Annotated in this window: 12 protein-coding genes; 6 read left to right on the top strand and 6 right to left on the bottom strand. The window is 70.8% G+C overall.

Annotation, left to right across the window (positions count from 1 at the left end):
• Positions 1–12 precede the first annotated feature (12 nt).
• Positions 13–1,176, top strand: coding sequence for an App1 family protein (locus tag I3V78_RS02510; protein ID WP_204484715.1), 1,164 nt, complete (start codon positions 13–15; stop codon positions 1,174–1,176).
• 7 nt (positions 1,177–1,183) lie between these two features.
• On the opposite strand, the gene I3V78_RS02505 is transcribed toward I3V78_RS02510, so the two are convergent.
• On the bottom strand, positions 1,184–3,289 hold the full coding sequence (locus I3V78_RS02505) for a tryptophan synthase alpha chain (protein WP_239576263.1): 2,106 nt from the start codon (positions 3,287–3,289) through the stop codon (positions 1,184–1,186).
• Between the two features lie 236 nt (positions 3,290–3,525).
• On the opposite strand from I3V78_RS02505, the gene I3V78_RS02500 reads away from it, so the two are divergent.
• Both I3V78_RS02500 and I3V78_RS02495 read left to right on the top strand, forming a co-directional pair.
• Complete coding sequence (locus tag I3V78_RS02500) at positions 3,526–5,838, top strand: ATP-binding protein (protein WP_204484714.1); 2,313 nt, start codon at positions 3,526–3,528, stop codon at positions 5,836–5,838.
• Between the two features lie 87 nt (positions 5,839–5,925).
• On the top strand, positions 5,926–6,636 hold the full coding sequence (locus I3V78_RS02495; RefSeq protein ID WP_204484713.1) for a hypothetical protein: 711 nt from the start codon (positions 5,926–5,928) through the stop codon (positions 6,634–6,636).
• A gap of 4 nt (positions 6,637–6,640) precedes the next feature.
• Here the strand turns inward: I3V78_RS02495 and I3V78_RS02490 are convergent, their stop codons facing one another.
• The 4 genes from I3V78_RS02490 to I3V78_RS02475 all read right to left on the bottom strand — a co-directional run bounded on the left by I3V78_RS02490 (position 6,641) and on the right by I3V78_RS02475 (position 10,656).
• Positions 6,641–7,297 (bottom strand): DUF4276 family protein, encoded by a 657-nt coding sequence (locus I3V78_RS02490; RefSeq protein WP_204484712.1) that lies wholly within the window; start codon positions 7,295–7,297, stop codon positions 6,641–6,643.
• A gap of 2 nt (positions 7,298–7,299) precedes the next feature.
• Positions 7,300–8,244, bottom strand: coding sequence for an AAA family ATPase (locus I3V78_RS40075; protein WP_204484711.1), 945 nt, complete (start codon positions 8,242–8,244; stop codon positions 7,300–7,302).
• Positions 8,245–8,279: 35 nt separating this feature from the next.
• Positions 8,280–9,194, bottom strand: a complete 915-nt coding sequence (locus I3V78_RS02480; RefSeq protein ID WP_204484710.1) for an MBL fold metallo-hydrolase — start codon at positions 9,192–9,194, stop codon at positions 8,280–8,282.
• 109 nt (positions 9,195–9,303) lie between these two features.
• A complete protein-coding gene (locus I3V78_RS02475) occupies positions 9,304–10,656 on the bottom strand; it encodes an RtcB family protein (protein WP_204484709.1) in 1,353 nt (450 codons plus the stop codon).
• 206 nt (positions 10,657–10,862) lie between these two features.
• Between I3V78_RS02475 and I3V78_RS02470 the strand changes: the two genes are divergently transcribed.
• Together I3V78_RS02470 and I3V78_RS02465 are read left to right on the top strand one after the other, a co-directional pair.
• Positions 10,863–11,150 carry a hypothetical protein gene (locus I3V78_RS02470; RefSeq protein ID WP_204484708.1) on the top strand — a complete coding sequence of 96 codons (288 nt, stop codon included), beginning with the start codon at positions 10,863–10,865 and terminating at the stop codon, positions 11,148–11,150.
• A complete protein-coding gene (locus I3V78_RS02465; protein ID WP_338023449.1) occupies positions 11,147–11,539 on the top strand; it encodes a response regulator in 393 nt (130 codons plus the stop codon). Before I3V78_RS02470 ends, I3V78_RS02465 begins: the two co-directional genes overlap by 4 nt.
• On the opposite strand, the gene I3V78_RS02460 is transcribed toward I3V78_RS02465, so the two are convergent.
• Complete coding sequence (locus I3V78_RS02460; RefSeq protein WP_204484707.1) at positions 11,534–12,076, bottom strand: hypothetical protein; 543 nt, start codon at positions 12,074–12,076, stop codon at positions 11,534–11,536. The two genes, I3V78_RS02465 and I3V78_RS02460, sit on opposite strands and share 6 nt — an antisense overlap.
• A 559-nt stretch (positions 12,077–12,635) precedes the next feature.
• Between I3V78_RS02460 and I3V78_RS02455 the strand changes: the two genes are divergently transcribed.
• The gene (locus tag I3V78_RS02455; protein WP_239576262.1) at positions 12,636–15,041 is read left to right on the top strand and encodes a glycosyl hydrolase; all 2,406 of its coding nucleotides are present in this window, start codon (positions 12,636–12,638) and stop codon (positions 15,039–15,041) included.
• Positions 15,042–15,097 lie beyond the last annotated feature (56 nt).

Below are 15,097 nucleotides of genomic sequence, written 5' to 3'. Positions count from 1 at the left end.
TAGCTCAAGGGCATGTCCCGCAAACGCCCGAACGCGCTGCTCCGCCTCGCCTTCCAGGTCGAGCACCACGTCGAGTCCTGGAGCTGGCGCGTGCGGCGCAAGCTGCGCCTGGCCCGCCCCCCGCGCATCCTGCCCTACCGGGGCTACGGCACGCCGGCCCGGAGCCTCGTCAAGGCGCGCGTGCTGGAGGATCGCAAGGTGCGCCCGCCCTGGCGGCGCTACACGCTGCTCGGCAGCGCCATCGCGTCGTGGAAGCGCTACATGACGGTGGAGATTCCCCACGCCCGGGTGCGGGCGCGCTGGGGGGACAAGACGTGGGAGGGCACCACGGACGAGGAGGGCTTCCTCGAGCTGTGGGTGGAGCCGCCCGAGGGCACGCACTCGGGGTGGCACGAGGTGGACCTGGAGCTGCTCTCGCCCTCGCCCAAGGGCGTGTCGCGCGTGCGCGCGCCGGTGCTGGTGGCGGGCCGCGAGGCGGAGCTGGGCGTCATCAGCGACATCGACGACACGGTCATCGTCACGCACGTCACCAACGTGCTCAAGCGCACCTGGGCGCTCTTCCTCACCGAGCACCGCACGCGCCTGCCCTTCGAGGGCGTGGATGCCTTCTACGAGGCGCTGCGCCAGGGCCGCACGGGCACGGCGGGCAACCCCATCTTCTACGTGTCCTCGAGCCCGTGGAACCTCTACGAGCACCTGGACGAGTTCCTCGGGCTGCACCGCATTCCGGCCGGGCCCCTGCTCTTGCGCGACTGGGGCCTGAGCCGCACGGGCTTCGCGCCGGGCGGAGGCCACGGGCACAAGCTGGAGAAGATCCGCGGGCTCATGGAGGCGCTCGCGCCCCTGCCCTTCCTGCTCATCGGGGACAGCGGGCAGGAGGACGCCGAGCACTACCGCACCATCGTGCGGGAGTTCCCCGGCCGGGTGCGCTGCGTGTACATCCGCAACGTGTGGCACCGCACGGGCCGGGAGGCGGAGCTCGCGCGCATCGCCGAGGAGATCCGCGCCCTGGGCAGCGAGATGCTCACGGTGGACGACACGGTGACGGCGGCGCGGCACGCGGCGAGCCAGGGGTGGATCCGCGGCCAGGAGGTGGCCGAGGTCCAGGCCCACCAGCGGGAGGACCTGGAGGCGCGCGGGCCCCTGGACGCGCTGGACCGGGAGCCCACGGGGTAGGGCGGCGCTACTCGGAGATGCGCAGGGTGTAGCGGATGGGCGCGCCCCGGTCGGCCCGGGCCATGCCGTCCACCACCACGAGCACCGTCTGGCCCTTGTCCAGGGAGACGCGCACCGGGGCGCCGCGCGAGCCGCCGGGGTTCGCCCGGCAGGCGAGCTCCTGGCCCCGGCACCCGGTGAGCACGTAGAGCGCGTTGGCGTCGCTGCCGGCCGTGTCGAAGGTGAAGGTGCCCGCGCGGGGCGCCGTCCACAGGTGGCCGCGGTCCGGCTGCAGCAGCGCGCCGCACGTGCCCTGGAAGCCGTCGCCCGACTGCACCGTGTCTCCCAGGTACACCACCGGCAGCGCGCTGCCGAGGTCCACGTCCGCGCACCCCCGGCCGTCACACAGGGGCTCGGCCTGGCAGTCCGTGTCCGCGCAGTCCACCCACCGGTCCCCGTCGTTGTCCGCGCCATCGAAGCAGTGGCCCGCCTCGGTGGGCGAGCGCTCGTGGATGTGCAGCTCGAAGTCCCCCGCGCTGAAGTCCCCCGCGCGCGGCGAGTCCACGATGACGAGCACCCGCTGGCCCGCCGTCAGGTGCACCTCCACCCGCGAGCCGCCGCCGTAGCTGATGCCGGACGTGGCGCACGCGAGCTCCTCGCCCTGGCAGCCCCCGGCCCGGACACTCACCAGGGTGCGCATCGCCGAGCGCGCCGTGTCGAAGGTGAAGGTGCCCGTGTGGGGCGCCGTCCAGCCATAGGCCCGGTCCGGCGCGCCCTGGCCGCCGCACGAGGCCAGGTGATCGTCCCGCGCGCCCACCGTGCTGCCCTTGAGCGTCACCGGCAGGGCGCTGCCCAGCTCCTGGTCCATGCACACCGGCTGGGGCTGGTGGCACAGGTTGGCCACGCCGCCGCCGCCGCAGGACTCGCCCTCGGCGCAGGTGCCACACGCGAGCATGCCCCCGCAGCCGTCGGACACCGCGCCGCACGTCTTGCCGAGCTGGCCACAGGTGTAGGGCCGGCACTCGGGCCGGGCGCACACGTTCGTCACGCCGCCCCCGCCGCACGTCTGCCCCGAGGGACAGGTGCCGCACTCGAGCATGCCGCCGCAGCCGTCCGGCACGGCGCCACAGTTCTTGCCCACCTCGGCGCAGGTGTCCGGCGTGCACCGGTCACTGCCGCACACGTTGGCCACGCCGCCCCCGCCGCAGGAGTCGCTGCCGTAGCAGGTGCCACAGTCCAGCAGGCCCCCACAGCCGTTGGACACCGGGCCGCAGTTCTTGCCCAGGGCGACGCAGGTGGTGGGCAGGCAGGTGGCCGGGCCGCAGGTGTTGGGCGCCGGGCCGCCGCCGCAGGAGTCGCCGGCCGCGCAGACGCCGCACTCGAGCAGGGTCCCGCCGCAGCCATCCGGCAGCAGGCCACACTCCTGGCCCTGGCCCGAGCAGGTGGCGGGCACGCACGGCGCCTGCCCACACACGTTGGGCACCCCACCCGCACCGCAGGTCATGCCCCCCGTGCACGCGCCGCACTCGAGCGTGCCGCCGCAGCCGTCCGAGAGGGTGCCGCAGTTCTTGCCCAGGGCGGCGCAGGTGGTGGGCGTGCAGGTGGCCGGGCCGCACACGTTGGGGGCGCCGCCGCCGCCGCACGTCTCGCCCTCCGGGCAGGTGCCACAGTCGAGCGTGCCGGCGCAGTCGTCCGAGAGACTGCCGCAGTTCTTGCCCCGGGCGGCGCAGGTGGTGGGCGTACACGGGGTGCGGCCACAGACGTAAGGCGCGCCGCCGCCGCCGCACGTCTCGGGCGCCTCGCAGGTGCCGCAGCGCAGCACGCCGCCGCAGCCGTCCGGCGCGTCGCCGCACGTCGCCCCGAGCGAGTCACACGTGGCTGGCGTGCACGGCGCCAGGCCACACACGTTGGGTTGGCCCTCGCCGCCGCAACTCTGGCCCTCGGGGCACGTCCCACAGTGCAGCACGCCGCCACAGCCGTCGATGGCGGTGCCGCAGTCGAGTCCCTGGGCGTCGCAGGTGAGCGCCTGACAGCCGGAGTCCTGGACGAGGGCGCCGAAGGAGCCCATCCATGCGTCGCACGACAGGCCTCCCACCGCGAGGCACACCCAGACCCACGCCCACCGCTTGCCCATGACCCGACCTTCCACCCCGCGCCGCGACAGACCCGTGAAGCGCCACGGTGGGTCTGGCCCGGGGGCGGGGGAAGGGGGCCCGGACGGCGGACGCCCGCTGGTGAACGGAAGGCCCGCCCGTGGAGCGAGGCGCGGAGGACGGCGCGGGGAGAGCGGGGGGGCTGCCGCGTTGGTCTCCGGTCGTGGTTCCTGTTCGGGCCGGGGGTCCGCATCTTGTCCTGGGGGGTGAGACGGGCGTGCGCGACGAGGACGCAAGCAAGCGGCGACGTCCGGGCGGCTTCGCCCGGCGCATCGTCGTGGGCGGCCTCGTCCTCCTGGGGGTGGTGGGCGCCATCGCGTGTAGCGCGGTGCTTGCCCTCCGGGCCCTGACCGCGCGCGACTCCGAGGCCGCCCTCCTGCGCCAGGGCATGCGCCTGGCGGAGGTGGAACGGCTGAGCCGGACGTTCAGTGTCAAGCTCGCGAGCCAGCGCGGCTACTCCCTCACCCGCAACGCCACCTTCCTCGCCGAGGCCAACCTCGCCCGGGGCCAGTTCCTCGGCACGCTGGAGGACTTGCGCACCCGCTCCCGCACCCCCGAGGAACTGCGCGTCCTGGCCGACGTGGCCCGCCACGAGGTCGAGCACCAGCAGGCCATGCAGCGGGTGCGGGAGGTCCTGGACACCGGACGCGTGCTGGAGGAGTGGGATCCCCTCTCCGTGCGTGCCAACGACACGCGCGAGGCGACCCAGGACGCCCTGGACAAGCTCGCCTGGCTCACCCGCCACTGGCTCAACGAGGAGGCGTCGCGCGCGCGGGTCGTGGACCACAAGGTCTTCTGGCTCATCCTCGCCGCGGCGCTGCTCGGGATGAGCGTGGCGGTGGGGCTCGCGTGGGTGACGACCCAGGGCCTGTGGCCCCTGCAGCGCGAGGCCCGCGTCAGCCAGGAGCGCTTCCGGCTGTTGGTGGAGGGGGTGAAGGACTATGCGCTCTACCTCCTGGACCCCGAGGGACGGGTGGCCAGCTGGAATCCCGGCGCCGAGCGCCTCCAGGGGTGGCGGGCCGAGGAGATCATCGGCCGGCCCGGCACGCTGCTCTACCCCCCCGAGGCCCTGGCCGAGGATCTGCCCGGACAGGAGCGCATGCGCGCCGAGCGCGAGGGGCGCTGGGAGTCGGAGGGGGTGCGGCTGCACAAGGACGGCACGCGCTTCTGGGCCGAGTCGCTGCTCACGCCCCTGAGGGACGCGGACGGGCGGCTGGAGGGCTACGTGGTGCTCACGCGCGACACCTCCGAGCGCAGGCGCCTGGAGGGCGGCCAGCGGCTGCTCGTCGAGGCCGAGGGGGTCTTCCACGCCGAGCCGGATCCGGATCGGGCGGTGTCGGGGCTGCCGCGGCTGCTCGTGCCGGCGCTCGCCGACGGGTGCCTGCTCGGGCTCGTGTCCCCGCGGGGCACGCTGGAGCCCATCGCGGTGGCCCACGTGTCCGCCGAGCAGCAGGCGCTGCTCTGGGAGCTCTTGCGCCTGCCCGCGCCGCCCCAGACGGAGCAGGCGGGGCTCAGGCACGTGCTGCGCACGGGGCGCTCGGAGCTCTTCTCGGACGTCACCCCGGAGGTGCTGCGGCGCATGGCACCGGAGGCCGAGCACCTCGCGCGGCTGGAGCGGCTCGGGGTGGTGTCCTCGCTCACGGTGCCGCTGCGCGTGGGGGACAAGACCCTGGGGGTGCTGTGCCTGCTGTCGCGGCGGGCCGAGCGCCGCTTCAGCCTCACGGATCAGGCCTTCGTGGAGGAGCTGGCGGGCCGGGCGGCGCTGGCGCTGGACAACGGGCGGCTCTTGCGCGAGGCCCAGGCGGCCCTGGAGCTCATCGGCGTGGCGGCGCATGACCTGGGCAACTCCCTGCAAGCCCTGCAATTGATGCTGGGCAAGCTGCGCCGCCTGCCCCCGGACGCGGACCCCCGCGTGCGCGGAGACGGGCTGACGCGGGCCCTGCGCCACGCCCAGGGCCTGGGTCGGCTGCTGCACAACCTGTTGGACCTGTCGCGCCTGTCCTCGGGGCGCATCGAGCTGGAGCTGGGGCCGGTGGATCTGCTGCGGCTGGCGCGCGACACGGCGGCGCGCCACGCGGAGCAGGCCGAGGAGGCGAGCAGCCCGCTGGTGGTCGAGGGCGAGTCGGTGGTGGGGCAGTGGGATCGGCTGCGACTGGAGCGGGTGCTGACCAACCTCTTGTCCAACGCCTTCAAATACGGCCGGGGCCACCCCATCGTGCTGCGCGTGGAGCGCCGGGGCGAGCGGGCGCGCCTGACGCTCCAGGATGGCGGGCCGGGCATCCCCCCGGGACAGCAGGCGGCCATCTTCGAGCGCTTCAGCAAGGCGCCCGCGGCCGGCGAGAAGAAGGAGGGCTTCGGGCTGGGGCTCTTCATCGTGCGGCAGCTCGTGGAGGCGCACGGCGGTCAGGTGCGCGTGGAGAGTACCTGGGGGGAGGGGGCATCGTTCATTGTTGAACTACCGCTGAGCGCGATGCGTCGGGAAGTCGATGATGACCCGGCCTCGGGGGGAGGGGCGCCCGCGCCGGGTTGATCGGGCGGGGAGGATCAGGGAAAGGTGCCCGTCCGAGGTGATTGCATGGTGAAACTGGCCCTGTTGGGGGAATCCTTTCCGTCGCAGTTGCGTGAGAATCCGCAGGCGTTGAGGGACGTCCAGGTGGTGTGGTCGGGCACGTCGCTGGAGGCCTTCAAGAACGAAGTGCCGCTGGTGCGCCCGGACGTGTTGGCGCTGGATTTCCTGGAGCTCAACGGCGTGGAGACGGGGGTCATCCCGGCCCTGCTGGAGAGCGCGCGGGCGCGGCACGCGATCGTGACGTACCGCTTCGCGCGGCGAGGCGTGCTGCAGCAATACCCGGCGGGCAAGGTGCGCCTGCTGCAGGGTCCCATCTCGCTGTCGCTCCTGCGGGCGCACGTGCACCTGGCGGTGCTGGACGACGTGCTGCAGCCCCAGTCGGTGCGCCCCGCGCCGCCGCCGCCCGAGCCGGTGGCGCCGCCCCCGCCGCCCGCTTCGCCCATCCAGCTGTCCTCGCCGGGCAGCGCCACGCTGGCCACGGTGACGGTGCCGGCGGTGCCCAAGCCGCCGCGCTACACGCAGGAGCAGCTGGGCACGCTGCTGGAGTACTCGAGTTCGGTGCGGTGCGAGTGCCCCAACCACCTGTCGCAGATCGTGGCGGGCCTCCAGGCCTTCGAGGAGTACTCGAAGCAGTGCGAGAACCGTGACGAGGCGGACCGTGAGGTGCACGCCATGCTCTACCGGTACACGGCGGGCGCGCGCGCGGTGATGGAAGAGGCGCTCGACGCGCTGGTGAAGTACGAGAAGATCGAGCTGTAGACGGTCAGTCGAGCGCGAGGGCCTGGAGCCGCTGGAGGAAGCCCGCGAACGCGGGACACTGCTGGCGGAGGGTCTCCAGGTCACACGTCTCCGCGAGCTGGCGGCGGATCTCCGCCGGCTCGTGCTTGCTGGCGTGTTGCTCGCTCCACTCCTGGAGCAATTGCTTGGCTTGACGCCTTCCCAACTGCTCCGGCGGCTTGGGTAGGGAGACAGGCGCGCGCAGGACGGTCTTCAGCGCCTGAGGATCCGCGATGAGCCACGCCTCGAATTCCTGGACCGCGACGGAGACGAGTGCTGCAACGGGCAGATCCTGAATGTACGACTTCAGCCTCGCCTCTCGAGCCTCATCCTTGTCCTTGTCGACGAGGACGATCACGAGATCGGGCTGGAACTCTTCGTCGGCCCAGGAGAGCAGCTGGCGCAGGTATCGTTCAGTTTGCAGGTCACTCCCGTTGGGAAGTCTGGCCCGCAGGCGCAAGGGCTCCTCGAACTGGATGCGCTCGGTAGCAATGTCATGTGTGTGTTCAAGGCATCGGCGCATGAGCAGGTGGGCCGAGCCAAGTTCCTCACCCGTGAAGGGAGTCCCGGGACGGCGCTGTCGGCTCTTGTCCCGTCCGGTGAGTTCACCGGCCCCCTCTGCGTAGACGACGACGCGAAGCATGCTCACTCCCCCGGAACGCCGCCCATACCGCCCGACAGCCAGATGCTTCCGAGGGAGCGCTTGTACTCCTCGTAGACCCGCCGCCAGTTCTCGCTGCCCGTGGCGGCCTGGTTCACCTGGACCGAGCCATCTTCCGGAGAGCGGGTGAGGAAGCGAACCTCCTCGGGGCGCACGTACTCGAGCAATTCGGCGGAGTGGGTCGCGAGGACGACCTGCACGGGTTTCCGACCGATCTCACCCGTGGTCATCTTGCGCAGCATTTGAATCAATTCATCGAGGAGATAGGGATGCAGGGCCCGCTCGGGATCCTCAATCGTGATCAAATTCACCGGCTGTCGTTGGAATTGGAGCGCGATGAAGGCAAGCAGGAGCATCGTTCCATCGGAGACCGCATTGGGCTCGGCCCAGAAGTCAGGATTCCACCGGTCTTGAAAACGCAGACGGTGCCGTCCTTTGTCGGTGGGCAGGAGGTCCACGTCCTTGAACATGGGAACGAGCCGACACAACTCCGCGGCCATCATCGCCTGCTGTGAGCGCGTCACGGAAGCGAAGACGTTGGTGAGATTGTCTCCAGTGCGAGTCAATCGCGGCGCATTCGCGAGAACGTTCTCCTGGCGGAGCGCCGCGAGGTCCAACTGAAGCGATTGGATGACACCGTCCATCAGTGTGGACGACGACACGAGCTGGTATTGGCCGTTGACCAGGTGGTCCGATTGGACGCTGAAAGGTGCTCCTGAATCGAGCCGAGCGGCGATTCGGAGGGGTCGAACAGGCTCCTGCAGCCAGAAGTCCCAGGGATCCACGAACCGCCGTCCAAGGGTCTCCAGCCCTTCCAAGACCGAGGTCTTGCCGGACGAGTTGGGCCCCACGAGCACCGTCAGGGGCTCCAACGTCAGCGTCACGTCCCGCAGGCAGCGGAAGTTCTCGAAGTGGACTTGGCGAATCACGCCGCCACCCTATCAACTCCCGCCGCCCGCCACCCTCAATGCAGGGTAGGCAGGGTGGGCTCCACGTCCTGGACCGAGCCCAGGCCGCGCAGGGCATGGGGCTCGTCCGCGCGAGACTCCTGCTCCAGGCGCTCGAACTCCGTGGCGTCGTGGGCGCAGAACACCTGAACGTCCCGGTCGTGCACCCGCACGAGCTCGCGCAGCCGCTCCTGGTTGTGCCGCCGCATCCGCCCGTCCTTCTGCATCAGCTCCTGGTACGCCCACAGGCCCGGCGTGCACGAGGGATGGTCCGGGTTCATCTCCTCGTGGTGGAAGTACGCGTCGCCCGCGTGCAGCAGCCACCCCTCGGGCCGCTGGATGGCGATGCCCGCGTGCCCCAGCGTGTGTCCCACCAGCGGCACCAGGAGGATCTCCGGCGGCAGCCCCTTGAGCTCGCGCACCGCATCGAAGCCGTACCAGCGCTCGCCCCCGGTCGGCGTGGGGTAGGTCACCCAGTGCGGCTGGGTGCGCCACTGCCGGGGCCGGAAGCGCTGCCGATCCAGCCACGTGCGCTGCGCCGCGGCGGCCTCCACCTCGTCCAGCATCACGTGCACGTCGGCGTCCGGGAAGTCATCCAGGCCGCCGGCGTGATCGAAGTCCAGGTGCGTGAGCAGGATGTGGCGCACGTCCTCGGGCTTGAAGCCCAGCCGCTCCACCTGCCGGATGGCCGTCATCTCCTCGTGGAGCTGGGGCCGGTTGAGCTGGAGGAAGAAGGAGCTGAGCCGGGGCCGGGGGTCGCGCACGTCCCCCAGGCCGAAGCCCGTGTCCACGAGCACCAGGCCCCGCTCGGTCTCGATGAGCAGGCAGTGGCACACCAGGGAGGCGGACAGGCCCTTGCCATGCGAGCGGCCGTCCATCCACCGGCCGCCGGGTGGACACATGGTCACGCAGTTGAGGTGGTGGATGCGCATCCCTCGGCTCCTTCGACGCTGGGGGCCCCAAGGGGCCGTGTCGCCTGGGAAGCTGGGGAGCCTCCCGCCCGGGAACCAGGGGGACGGGGGCCGGGGGTTGCCTGCCCGCCTAGTCCGCGCCCTTGATGCAGGCCACGGGCTTGAGCCGCCGGGCCACCCGGGCCAGGCCCGCCATCTCCACCGTGTCCAGCACGTCGTCGAGGTTCTTGTAGCAGGGCCCCGACTCGTCCAGGGGCGTGGTGCGCGTGTTGAGCAGGATGTCCTGCTCCATCATCCGCAGGTCCGTCTCGTCCTGATCCAACGAGCGCCGGGCCTCGCTCCGGGACATCCGTCGGCCGGCGCCGTGGTTCACCGAGTAGATGGAGCGCTCGGCGCCGGACTCGGCGAAGAGGATGGCGCTGCCGGTCTCCATGGAGCCGGGGATGAGGATGGGGTGGCCCGAGGCGGCCCAGGGCGTGCCCTTGAGCGCGGGGTGGCCCCCGGGAAACGCCCGCGTGGCGCCCTTACGGGCCACGAACCGACCCGCCTCCTTCTGGATGAGGTTGTGGGAGATCTCGTAGTAGACGCTCGCCGTCCCGCCGAACACCTCCTCGAGCGCCGCGCACACGGCCTCGGCGATGAGCAGGCGGTTGGCCACGGCGAAGTTGGCCGCCATGTTGTGCAGGTTCCAATACTCGTGGCCGAGCCGGCTCTCCGCGTCCAGCCAGATGAAGTCCTCGCTGCGCCGGCCGAGCCCGAGCGCCGCGGCGCCCTCCACGAAGTAGTGCTTGGCGATGTTCCAGCCGAAGCCCCGGCTGCCGGTGTGCAGCATCACCCAGACGCGGCCCGACTCGTCCACCTGCATCTCGGTGAAGTGGTTGCCGCCCCCGAGGCTGCCGAGCTGCTCGCGCTTCTCGTAGGCCCGGGTGGGGATGTCCACGCGGTCGTCCTCCACGGGCAGGAAGTCGCGCTCGGTGATGGAGCCGTGGCGGCCGAGGGCCTGGGCCCCATGGCGCACCACCTCCGCGAAGGTGCGCGCGTCCACCTTGCGCTGGTGGCGCACCCGCGCGGCGCCCACGCCCACGGCGATGCGCTCGGTGACGGCGTCGATCCACCGGCGGCGCTTGTTGGGGTCGGCCACGTCCTCGGCGGTGAGGCTCGTCTGCAACTGCACCATGCCGCAGCCGATGTCGTAGCCCGCCGCGGTGGGCAGGAGGATGCCCTCGGTCTCCACCACGGTGCCGATGGGCACCCCGTAGCCCACATGGCAGTCGGGCGTCACGGCCACCCGGGTGACGCCGGGGAAGGACGCGGCGTTGATGATCTGCTGGAGCACGCCCTCCTCGAGGCCCGGCTGTCCGTCTCCCGCGCCGTGGAGCAGCTTGTCCGAGAGGAACAGGTGCGCCTCCACCCGCATCGTCTTCGTCTTGGGCAGGACGTAGTGCCCGTCCCCCGCCTTCTCCAACCGCTGCGTCCAGCTCATGGCCTGTCCTCCCCGTGAGGGATGTGAACCGCCCGGGGAGACGACTCCATCCCCTGAAAGCTGACGGACAGAGGGGCCAACCACTCTGGCGTCAGGTGGACGGGCCGTGGGTTTGGACCGGGGTAGGGAGACTTCCCCAGTTGCCGCCCGACGGAAGAATTCCCATCTCTCCTCCAGGACGGTCGGTATGGCAAGGGGGTTGGGAGATGGGGATCTTCGGAGCGGTGGTGATGGCGTTGACGGTGCACGCGGGGCCGCTGGAGGTGAAGACGGCGCCGGTGTTCAACCCCTCCCTGTGCGCGAAGAAGCGGGTGGACTCGTGCGGCTGCCACCACGTCTACGGCGTGCGGCACTGCCACAGCAAGCGCCAGAGCGAGCACTGCGAGAGCATGGCACAGGCGGATGAGTCCCCGAGTGCCCACCAGGTGGACGACTTCCTGTCCACGCTGCCTGGAACCCAACCGGCCGAGCAGACGGACACGGCCACGCTGTGAGTCCCTCGTCCTCCACCCCCTCGCGCCTCGATGCGCCCGCGCCCTCCATCCTCCTGGTGGAGGATGACGAGGACATCCGCGACTCGGTGAGCGAGCTGCTGGAGCTGGAGGGCTACCAGACGGTGACGGCGCTCAATGGCCAGGACGCGCTCGTGCGTCTCAAGGGCATGCGGCGGCCGTGCTTGATCCTCCTGGACGTGATGATGCCGGTGATGGACGGGCATGCCTTCCTGGCCCGCATGCGCGAGGAGGCGCCGCTCGCGGACATCCCGGTGGTCATCACCTCGGCGAGCCACCGTCCTCCCGCGGGGGCGAGCGCGTACGTGCCCAAGCCCATCGACGTGGACGCGCTGCTCGCGATCGTCCGGCACCACTGTGGCCAGTCATGAGTCATTGAGGAGCGTCACCTCCAGGGCCCCCTCGCCGGAGGCCGCCATGCAGTCGATGTCCTCCACCTCGTAGGCCAGCAGCGGCGTGCGCGAGGACACCACCCACCAGCGAGCGCCCGGCGCGGAGCGGATGGCGAGCAGGTTGTCCGACAACCGCCGCAGCTCCACCGCCGCGGGCCGGGAGGGCATGCCCCCCGGGCTCCAGGCATGGGGCGCTTCCAGATCCTCCGGAAACTCGAACAGCTCCTGCGGCCCCGCGAGCGGCGCGGGAGGCCCGAGCCGGGTGAGCTCCCGGGCCACCTCGGGCCGCGGCTCCAACTCCATCGCCACCTTCAACACCGCGCGGGCGCGGGCCTCGTTGCCCAGGCGCCGCCACAACTCGGCCGCCGCGCGGTAGGCATTGAGCGCCTGGTGTCTGTCTCCCGCGCGCCGACAGGCCTCGGCCTGGCGCACGTGCAGGGAGGGATCTCCCGGCTCGAGCTCCACCAGCTTCGCGTACGTCCGCGCGCACTCGGTGAAGCGCCGTTGTGCGTACAAGTGCAACGCCTCTTCCTTCAGCGCCCTCGGACCCATGTCCCTGTTCCCCCTCGGCGTCCGGACGGGCCCGCCCCTGGACCGGAATGCAAGCAGGGGGTGTGCCTGGGGCCAGGGTGTTGGGCGGCGACACTCGGGGCGGGCTTCGTCCAGCCCCGGGCATCCGCTTCGTCCACCGTCGGCCATTCCCGCCTCGCAACCCCTTGCGAAGCCTGGGATTCCACTGCCTTCCAGCCCAATCGGTTTTCACCGACCCTGTAAGACAGGCGGAGTGCACCATTCTGGCGCTGTCATTTCTGCCGGATGCGCGGCCTGGGTGGGGTGTGGGGACTGTCTCGGAAAGAACAATCTCCCAGACACGCGGGCCGTGACGTCCGCCCGTCTTTTCGCCGCCGGGTCCGAGGGTGCCGCGCCGCGTCAGCCGCACCGTGGGAGCTCCGACGACGCACCGCGCCGCGCCGCGTCAGATAATTCCCGGTTTTCGAGAAAGCCGCGCAATGGTATTCGGTGAATTTCTGAATTCGGATTCTGCCGAGTTTTTCAGGAAGAAAAGGTTCCCGACATGAGTGGAAGAGGAAGTCGATGGCTGCGGTGGGGCTGGCTCGCGAGTGCCCTGTCGTTGGGCGCGGTGGGCTGTGGCGGTCCCGAGTCGCGGGCGGTGGCGGAGGTGGAAGGGGACGCGGCGGTGTGCCAGGAGGCACTCGCGGCGGGCCTCACCATCGGCGGCCAGGCCTTCTCGCTCACGTGGGAGGATGACTTCGGCGGCGCGCTCAACGGGGGTCAGGGCAAGAGCTACCTGAACACGACGAACTGGACGAAGGAGAACCTGGGCGTCAACTTCGAGCAGCAGGCGTATACCAACCGCGAGTGCGCCAACCCCGCCAACGCGAACAATTGGAACTACTGTGTCGAGAACGGCAAGCTGACGCTCTTGGCGCGTCAGGAGCCGCTGGACTGTGTGGTGTGGCAGACGTGCACGACCAGCAGCCAGTGTAACAACGGCGGTACCTGCGCGAGCACCGGCTACTGTCTGAACGACCGCAACAAGAATGGTGTCTATGATCACGAGGAGTGCGCGCCCTTCTCGGGCATCGCGAACGCTCCGGGCAACGACACCAAGTACACCTCCGGCCGCATCAGCAGCGACGAGAAGGTGGAGATGCGCTACGGCTACCTGGAGTTCCGCGCGCGCATGCCCTTCGCGGAGCTGGCCTCCGGGGTCACGCCGCCCAGCGGCATGTGGCCGGCCATCTGGCTGCTCGGCGCCAACAGCGCCATCGCCAACGGCGGGCGCGAGGACAGCGTCGGCTGGCCCATGACGGGCGAGATTGACGTGATGGAGTACACGCAGATCAAGGAGAACAAGGCCCTGTTCCCGGAGAACAAGGCCATGGGCTACAACGTCCTGTGGCGGGAGATCCCCGAGACGGGCGAGCTGGCGGCGCGCGCCGGGGGCTGGGAGCCCAACGCGTGCAGCTCGTGGCCGAACAACGGCGACGCCAAGTGTGACGGGGACGTGGGCGGCGCGCGCGCCACCTGGGACGGCAAGACGATCGACTACCACCAGTGGCACACCTGGGGCTTTCTCTGGGACGAGAACGGCTTCAAGATCTACATCGACACCATGCCCTACAACGGCGGCACGCCCGTGGGCACCTTCTCCATCGGCGATGGCGCGACCGAGTTCCGCCAGCCCATGTACCTCATCCTCAACAACGCGGTGGGCGGTGAGCTGGGCTGTCTGGGTTGGGGCAACCGCGCCTGCTCGAGCAGCGCCCAGTGCGCCAACAACGCCGCGTGCGTGAGCGGCAAGTGCCAGGAGACGCCCGCCAGCTGCATCAACATCGACTGGGCGAAGGACGGCTCCAAGGCCAAGCTCGAGGTGGACTACGTGCGCTGGTTCCACCGGGACGCGGGCTACTCCCAGGCCCCCGTGGCCGCGTGCCAGGACGGCAACGGCGACGGCAAGCCGGACAACCTCATCCGCAACTGCGGCTTCAACGAGGACTACACCTACCACCGCAGCGACCTGTTCTTCGACGGCGGCGCGGGCATCACCGAGGTCATCAACGAGGGTGGCACGCGCGGCTACGTGCAGTGGGTGCGCATCGACAACAACGGCTGGCAGAACCACAGCGTCCAGGTCCGCCAGGAAGGCGTGCCGCTGACGGCCGGGACCCAGTACAAGTGGAAGGTGGACCTCAAGTCGAGCGTGGCCCGCACGGTGCCCCTCAAGGTCGCGCTGACCAAGGACCCCTGGACCACCCTCACCTCGTTCAACTGCAGCGTGGGCACCTCGTGGACCACGTGCTCGCCGCCCAACTTCACCGCCAGCGCCTCGGGCACCTACAAGTTCGAGATCGACCTGGGCGCCGCGAGCGGCACGGCCTTCAACGGCTCGCAGGTGTGGGTGGACAACATGTACCTGGGCACCTCGGCCAATGCCTGCCAGCCGGACTGCACGGGCAAGACCTGCGGCTCGGACGGCTGCGGCGGCACCTGCGGCGCCTGCCGCTCGGGCACCACCTGCGCGGCCTGGGGCCACTGCACCACGAACGGCGGCGGCACCACCGAGCCGCCCCCCTCCACGGGCACGCCCGTGCGCCTGGAGGCCGAGACGGGCACGATGACCGGCTGCTTCGCCGAGGCCGGCGGTGACAGCGGCAGCAAGGTCGTCGCCTTCGAGGGTGGCGACAGCATCTGCTGGAGCAACGTGAACATCTCCGGGCTCAAGACGGCCGTGGCCCACGTGGGCGCGCCGTACGCCGGGGGCCAGGCGCAGCTCAAGTTCAACAACACGGTGATCGGCACGCTGACGCTGGGCACCGCGACGGGTGGCTGGAGCAGCCCGAGCCTCAAGGACATCTCCACCACCTTCTCGGGCAGCGGCACCGGCACGCTCTGCCTGGCGGGCGTCACCCACCCGAACGGGTGGATCTTCTCGGTGGACTACCTCGACCTGAAGTAGCCCCCGGTTCGTTCCCGGGCGTCCTGGCGGATTTTCGCCAGGGCGCCCGTTCGTCG

The sequence above is a fragment of the Archangium primigenium genome (assembly GCF_016904885.1).
Lineage (GTDB): Bacteria > Myxococcota > Myxococcia > Myxococcales > Myxococcaceae > Cystobacter > Cystobacter primigenius.
This window is presented reverse-complemented; position numbering and strand designations above follow the sequence as displayed.

Excerpts from the sequence above, each read along its gene's own strand:
- I3V78_RS02510 (WP_204484715.1), top strand. The coding sequence starts at position 13 with ATGTCCCGCAAACGCCCGAACGCGCTGCTCCGCCTCGCCTTCCAGGTC.
- I3V78_RS02505 (WP_239576263.1), bottom strand. The coding sequence starts at position 3,289 with ATGGGCAAGCGGTGGGCGTGGGTCTGGGTGTGCCTCGCGGTGGGAGGC.
- I3V78_RS02490 (WP_204484712.1), bottom strand. The coding sequence starts at position 7,297 with ATGCTTCGCGTCGTCGTCTACGCAGAGGGGGCCGGTGAACTCACCGGA.
- I3V78_RS02480 (WP_204484710.1), bottom strand. The coding sequence starts at position 9,194 with ATGCGCATCCACCACCTCAACTGCGTGACCATGTGTCCACCCGGCGGC.
- I3V78_RS02475 (WP_204484709.1), bottom strand. The coding sequence starts at position 10,656 with ATGAGCTGGACGCAGCGGTTGGAGAAGGCGGGGGACGGGCACTACGTC.
- I3V78_RS02470 (WP_204484708.1), top strand. The coding sequence starts at position 10,863 with ATGGGGATCTTCGGAGCGGTGGTGATGGCGTTGACGGTGCACGCGGGG.
- I3V78_RS02455 (WP_239576262.1), top strand. The coding sequence starts at position 12,636 with ATGAGTGGAAGAGGAAGTCGATGGCTGCGGTGGGGCTGGCTCGCGAGT.